This window comes from Corynebacterium nasorum (assembly GCF_022347325.1).
GTDB lineage: Bacteria > Actinomycetota > Actinomycetes > Mycobacteriales > Mycobacteriaceae > Corynebacterium > Corynebacterium kefirresidentii.
Genome location: NZ_JAKRDU010000015.1, coordinates 39,527 through 46,229, shown reverse-complemented (window position 1 = coordinate 46,229; position 6,703 = coordinate 39,527). Strand labels below are relative to the sequence as shown.

At 60.4% G+C, this 6,703-nt stretch carries 3 protein-coding genes; 1 reads left to right on the top strand and 2 read right to left on the bottom strand.

The window, feature by feature from the left end; translation table 11 throughout:
• Positions 1-186: 186 nt before the first annotated feature.
• Both MHK05_RS10320 and MHK05_RS10315 read right to left on the bottom strand, forming a co-directional pair.
• The gene (locus MHK05_RS10320; protein WP_411339052.1) at positions 187-3,906 is read right to left on the bottom strand and encodes a multifunctional oxoglutarate decarboxylase/oxoglutarate dehydrogenase thiamine pyrophosphate-binding subunit/dihydrolipoyllysine-residue succinyltransferase subunit; all 3,720 of its coding nucleotides are present in this window, start codon (positions 3,904-3,906) and stop codon (positions 187-189) included.
• A gap of 183 nt (positions 3,907-4,089) precedes the next feature.
• Complete coding sequence (locus MHK05_RS10315; protein WP_239206574.1) at positions 4,090-4,818, bottom strand: hypothetical protein; 729 nt, start codon at positions 4,816-4,818, stop codon at positions 4,090-4,092.
• A 116-nt stretch (positions 4,819-4,934) separates the two neighbouring features.
• Here MHK05_RS10315 and MHK05_RS10310 point away from each other — a divergent pair, with 116 nt between their 5' ends.
• A complete protein-coding gene (locus MHK05_RS10310; RefSeq protein ID WP_239206572.1) occupies positions 4,935-6,638 on the top strand; it encodes a carboxylesterase/lipase family protein in 1,704 nt (567 codons plus the stop codon).
• Positions 6,639-6,703 lie beyond the last annotated feature (65 nt).

Below are 6,703 nucleotides of genomic sequence, written 5' to 3'. Positions count from 1 at the left end.
GAACTACCAGCCCGAACCAACGACGCAAACCGCGCCACAACAACAGAATCCGGAACCCATTTCGACTCCACACAATCACCTAACCCATGTCAGGTGTTTCCACGACCACTAGAAATCAAGACGTTGGCCCGCATGAGTAAACCCCAGTGAGGACTCCTCACTGGGGTTTAAACATTTCGAAGAGCTCTAGATGTCAAAAGCCTCTTCCAGCAGGTTCTTCTGCTCAATCTGGTGCACCTTGGCATTGCCGGTAGCAGTCGAGGACTGGGCACGGCGGGAAACGCGAACCATCTCAGGCATATCTGGGATCAGGGTGCGCAGGTGCTCATTGTAGAACGGCCATGGACCCTGGTTGGCCGGCTCGTCCTGTACGAAGCGAATCTGGGTGGCATTCGGGTAAGCCTCAAATGCCTCGCGCAGGCGGTTGAACGGAATCGGGTGGAGCATCTCCACGCGGACGATGGCGATGTCATCGCGGCCGTCGGCCTCGCGCTTCTTCTCCAGATCCCAGTACAGCTTGCCGGAGACCAGCATGATGGTCTTGACCTTATCGGTATCGCCGACCTTCTTGCCGTCAACGTCAACGTAGTTCGGATCATTGATAACGGACTGGAAGCGCTTGACCTCGGTGAAGTCCTCCACTGCGGAGGTGGCCGCCTTGTTGCGCAGCATGGACTTCGGGGTGAAGACGACCAATGGACGCTTCATTTCACCGAGCGCCTGGCGGCGCAGCAGGTGGAAGTGGTTAGCCGGGGTGGAAGGCTGAGCCACGGTCATCGAGCCCTCAGCGCACAGCTGGAGGTAGCGCTCAATGCGGGCGGAGGAGTGGTCCGGACCCTGGCCCTCGTAGCCGTGCGGCAGCAGGAGTACCAGGCTGGACAGCTGGCCCCACTTGGCCTCACCGGAGGAGATGTACTCATCGATAATGGTCTGGGCACCGTTGGCGAAGTCACCGAACTGCGCCTCCCACGCCACCAAGGCGTCTGGGTTGCCCACGGTGTAGCCGTATTCGAAGCCCATGCCAGCGTACTCGGTCAGCGCGGAGTTGTAGACCATGAACTTGCCACCGTTGCCCTTAGAAGCGGCGACGGAGTTCATCGGGTTGTACTCATTGCCGTTGCGTGGGTCGAATGTAACGGCGTGGCGCTGGGTGAAGGTACCGCGGCGGGAATCTTCACCAGCCAGGCGGACGACCTTGCCCTCGCCGGCCAGGGAACCGAAGGCGATGAGTTCGCCCCAGCCCCAGTCGATGCCGCCCTCACGAGAGGACTTCTCGCGATCCTTGGCTACCTTGCCCACGCGCTTGTGGTACTCGAAATCCTCTGGTGGGTTGCCATAGGCGGCACCCAGCTCGGCGAGTTCCTCGGCGGTGATGGAGGTATCCAGGCCGCGGGTGAGCTCCTGGGAGGAGGTGATGCCAGTCTGCTCCTTCGGGCGAGCCTTGCCAGCTTCCTTGTGCTCGGCAAAGACGGACTCCATCTGGTCATGGAAGTCGCGTGCGGCTGCTTCGGCGTCTTCGGCGGAGAGGTCACCACGGCCGATGAGGTCGTTAGTGTAGTGCTCGCGCACTGCCTTGTGCTCGTCGATGACAGAGTAAAGCTCTGGCTGGGTCATGGATGGGTCATCGGCCTCATTGTGACCGCGCAGGCGGTAGACCATGAGGTCGATGAAGACATCCTTGCCAAACTGGCGGCGGTACTCGGCAGCCATCTGGCCCACCCAGACAACTGCCTCTGGGTCGTCGCCGTTGACGTGGAAGACCGGGCAGTCGAAGCCCTTGGCCAAATCGGTGGCGTAGTGGGTGGAACGGCCGGAATCCGGGGTAGTGGTGAAGCCCACCTGGTTATTAACCACGATGTGGACGGTGCCGCCGTTGGTGTATCCGCGCAGCTGAGACAGGTTGATGGTCTCCTGGACAATACCCAGGCCGGTGAAGGATGCATCGCCGTGGAGCATGACCGGAACAACGGTGTGGCCCTCTGGGCCCTTGTCCAAAATGTCCTGCTTAGCGCGCGCGATGCCTTCCATGACCGGGTCCACGGCCTCGAGGTGGGACGGGTTGGCAGCAAGGGTGACCTTGATTTCGCCATCGCCGAACATCTGGAGGTGGTGGCCTTCAGAACCCAAGTGGTACTTAACGTCACCGGAGCCGCCGAGCTGGCCGCCCTTGTAGTTGCCGTCGAACTCGCCGAAGATATCGGCCAGCGGCTTGCCCACGATATTGAAGAGAACGTTCAGGCGGCCGCGGTGCGGCATACCGATGACGACCTCGTCCAGATCCTGGCCGGCGGCGGTATCAATGATGGAATCCAGCAGCGGAATGAGGGTCTCAGCGCCTTCGAGGGAGAAGCGCTTCTGGCCCACGTACTTGGTCTGCAAGAAGTTCTCGAATGCCTCGGCGGCATTAACCTTCTGCAGGATGTACTTCTGCTCCGCGTTGGTGGGCTTCGGCATGCCAGCCTCGAGGCGGTCCTGCAGCCAGCCGCGCTCATCGCGGTCCAAGATGTGGGTGTACTCGGAGCCGACCTTCAAGGTATAGGCGGCGCGCAGGCGAGACAGCACCTCGCGCAGAGTCATCTGCTCCTTGCCGCCAAAGCCACCGACGTTGAAGGTGCGGTCCAGATCCCAAATGGTCAGGCCGTGGGTCGCGATATCGAGGTCGCGGTGATCCGGGTTAGGCAGTCCCGGCTGTACCCAACCCAGCGGGTTGGTATCGGCCAGCAGGTGGCCGCGGGAGCGGTAGGACTCGATGAGCTGCATGACGCGGGTGTTCTTGTCCACGCCGGAGTTCGGCACGTCCTGTGCCCAACGGAATGGCTCATAAGGCACGCCCATGGAGGAGAAGAGGTCGTCCCAGAACGCGCCGTCGACAAGCAGCTGGCCAATGGTGCGCAAGAATTCGCCGGACTCTGCACCCTGGATAACGCGGTGGTCATAGGTGGAGGTCAAGGTAACCAGGCGGCCTACGCCTAGGTCAGCCAAGCGATCTGCGGAAGCACCGGCAAACTCGGCCGGGTAATCCATAGAGCCCACGCCGATGATGGAGCCCGCGCCCTTAGTCAGGCGGGCGATGGAGTGGCGGGTGCCGATGCCGCCCGGGTTGGTGAGGTTAATGGTCACACCAGAGAAGTCATCCATGGTGAGCTTGTTCTTGCGGGAACGGGTAACAATGTCCTCATAAGCCGCAACAAACTCGGAGAAGGACTTGGTCTCGCACTCCTTGATGGCGGCAACGACCAGCGCGCGGGAGCCATCCTTCTGCGGGAGGTCAATGGCTAGGCCCAGGTTGATGTGCTCGGGCTGGATGACATAAGGCTTGCCATCCTTGAGCTCGTAGCGCACGTTCATATCTGGGTGCAGCTGCACGGCCTTGACCATGGCGTAGCCGATGATGTGGGTAAAGGAGATCTTGCCACCGCGGGTGCGCTTGAGGTGGTCATTGATCATGGAGCGGTTTTCCCACATGAGCTTGACCGGCATATCGCGCACGGTGGTAGCGGTAGGAATTTCCAGGGATTCTTCCATGTTCTTAGCAATGGCCTTGAACATGCCCTTGAGCTGGCGCTCTTCGCCGCCCTTGTAGTCCGCAATATGGTCCAGCGGGGACTCAGCCTTCTTTACGGACTGCTGTGCCTTAGCGGACTTCTCCTGTGCCTTGGACACAGACTTATCCACGTTGGTTTCGCGGACCTCCTGCTTGCGGGCGGTAGTAGTACCCTCAGTCTTCTTCGCGGCCGGCTTAGACGGCTTCGCGGCCTCCTTGGCTGGGGCCTTAGACTTAGGCGCGCCGTTTGCCTCGAAGTAGTCGCGCCACTCCTTATCTACGGAGCTCGGGTCCTTGGAGTACTGCTGGAACTGCTCGTCTATCAGCCACGCATTGGGGCCGAAGATATTCGATGTGCTCACGGCAGGTATTCGCCTCATTTCTCTGCTTTAAAATGGTCGTTTATTCGACTTTAGTGCGGCCTTTGTACGAGCGCATACGTCACCCGCCAAAGAGTCTGCCTACATGATACGGGGCATACCCCTAAACTCACTATGTTAGGGGTATCAATAGCCCAACTTTGCGGTTTCTGGCTACCCCTAGCCTTAGGTAAGGGGCGAAAGCTGCTCGCCGGCGTGCTCGATGACCTGCTTGGCCAGCTTGCGATTGGCGGTGGTGCCTAATACCGCGCCAATGCCCATGGGCATCAGCTTGCTTACCCACGCCCACTTGAGGCGTTTGGTGACTTGCTTGGTAAAAAGCTTGGTCAGGCGCCCATTGATGCCAGACAAAGTGGGGCCGGAGAATCGGGACAGGCTAGCGGCCGAGCGCATACCGGCAACGCTATTGAGGTCCCCGACAAACGTATCGACCAAAGCGGACCCTTTCGAGCCGGTGAGCACGACGAGTACAAGGGCGCGGCGGCGCTCGGGGGACTTGATGTCATCGCCACGCAGGTAGGCAGAGGCCAAGATGTACCAAGCCGCGGCCTCTAAGAAAACCACGGACTCGCCAGCGATGGTGGCAGCGCCGGTTACCAAACCAACACCCGGGATGGCGGCGGATGCACCTGCGGCCGCACCGGTACCGGAGGTGATATTAAGGAAGTGCTTGTCAATGAGCTCCTGCAGCTTCTGTGGGCTTGCGCCCTTATTGCGCTTTTTCAGGCTCTCGACATACTTGATGATGACGCCAGATTGTATCGATACCGCGCGGTCCAAAGAGTTGAGCAGGGCAGAGGTAAAGCGGTTGCTGTCCTCCGGATCGATGTCATAGGTATCGACGGTATCCACCTCGGTGGAGTTGTCCTTTTGATCTTTAGTGAATAAACCCATGTGTCCTTCTCTTTCGCTAAAAATTATCCGTGCCCAGCATAGTAAAGGCTGTATTAATGTGCCGCCGCGCCGCAATCAGATCGCCCTGGGCGTGCAGGCCACCTAAGCTAGTGGACATGGTTAGGCCGCACGAGAATTACCGCGATTCCGGGGATGTCTTCCCGGAGGAGTCCTCCGCGGCGGCGCGGCTGAAGGCGGAGCAGGCGCACGAACGCGCCCGCCGCGCCTACGAGGAAGCTCGAAACGCCCTGGCAGATGAGCTTACGGTGCGCACCACCTCTGGTTGGGTACGCGGTGTTATCGAAGAGGATCTGCGCCCCGATCGCCCCATTAGCGCCGGGCCGGTGTTGACGTGGCGCGGAATCCCGTTTGGAGATACCACCGCTGGGGACAATCGCTTCCGCGCCCCGCAGCCCGCGCCGGCGTGGGAGGGCGTGCGCGATTGCAGTCAGTTCGGCCCGCCGGCCCCGCAGCCCACGTATTCCTGGACCGACCGAATTATTGGGTCTGAGGATTGCCTGCACCTAGATATTGTGCGCCCACGCACCGAAAAGAAGCTTCCTGTGGTGGTCTATTTACACGGCGGCAGCTTCATTATGGGTTCGTCTCATATGCTCATGCTTCGCGGTTTCGAGCTAGCCACCCGCATGGACGTGGTCTACGTATCCATCAATTTCCGCCTTAACTCTTTGGGTTATTTGGACCTGCGCAGCCTAGGCGGCGACTGCAGTGCCAACCCGGCGGTGGCTGACCAGATCTTGGCATTGCAGTGGGTGCGCGAAAATATCGCTGCCTTTGGCGGTGACCCTGACTCTGTCACCCTCATGGGCGAGTCTGCCGGCGGTGCGGCCGTATTGACCTTGATGACGAGCCCGCCAGCGGAAGGCCTATTCCATCGCGCCATCGCCCAGTCCCCGCCGATCGCCATGATTCACTCCCGGGCTCAATCCACCTTGTGGGCGCGCGAGCTGGTTCACCGGTTGGCCTTGCCGCGCCGCACCTCGGTAGAGGATTTGCGGCAGGAAAATTTTGCTGATTTGGTGCGCTCCGGCCAGTCCATGATGTGGCGGGCTGGCGAGCTCATTCACCTTAATTCTTGCTATGCGCCCACGGTGGATGAGGAGCTTATTCCAGAACACCCCATCGCCGCCTTTGAAAACGGCCACCAGCATCAAGTTCCGCTGCTCATCGGTACGAACTCGGACGAGGCTAGCTTTGGCAAATTCCTCTTCCAACGCCAAAGCTCCCGTGAGCGCGCCGCCTTGCGCCTATTGGCCTCCTTCGATCCCCAGCATGCCCCTGAGGTGGTTGCCGCTTATGACGGCGCAGTGGCCCGCGAGGACTTTGCGCACCTGCTTGCCGACGCCCTCTTTTGGGCACCCTCCACCCGCATCGCCGCCGCCCACGCGCAGGTGGCACCGACGTGGATGTACCGCTTTGACTTCGCCTCTGCCGTACTCAAGTGGTTGGGCCTAGGGGCCATGCACTCGATGGAGCTGGGCAACGTCTTTGGTGACCCGCATTCTTCGCGTGCGTCCTTCCTTACCAACTGGGGTTCGCGCGCGGAGATGGAAGAACTTACCGCCACCATGCAGCAGCATTGGTCCGCCTTTATCCACGGTGGCCGCCCGAAGATGAGCTGGCCGCGCTACGGGCTCAAGCAGCGGGCCACCATGATCTTTGATGCCGAGGCCTATATTGAAAACGCCCCGCACGAGCTCAAGCGCCAGGCGTGGGAGGGATACCACATGTTGGAGTGGGGAAGTGGGCGTCCAGAGCTGGTGAAATCTTTGGGCTTCCAACCATCCGGGTGGGAATGAAGGTAGACTCCACAGTGACCACGGGCGGCGTCTTGCTAGCCGTGGGGACCTCTGCTTCCGAAGGA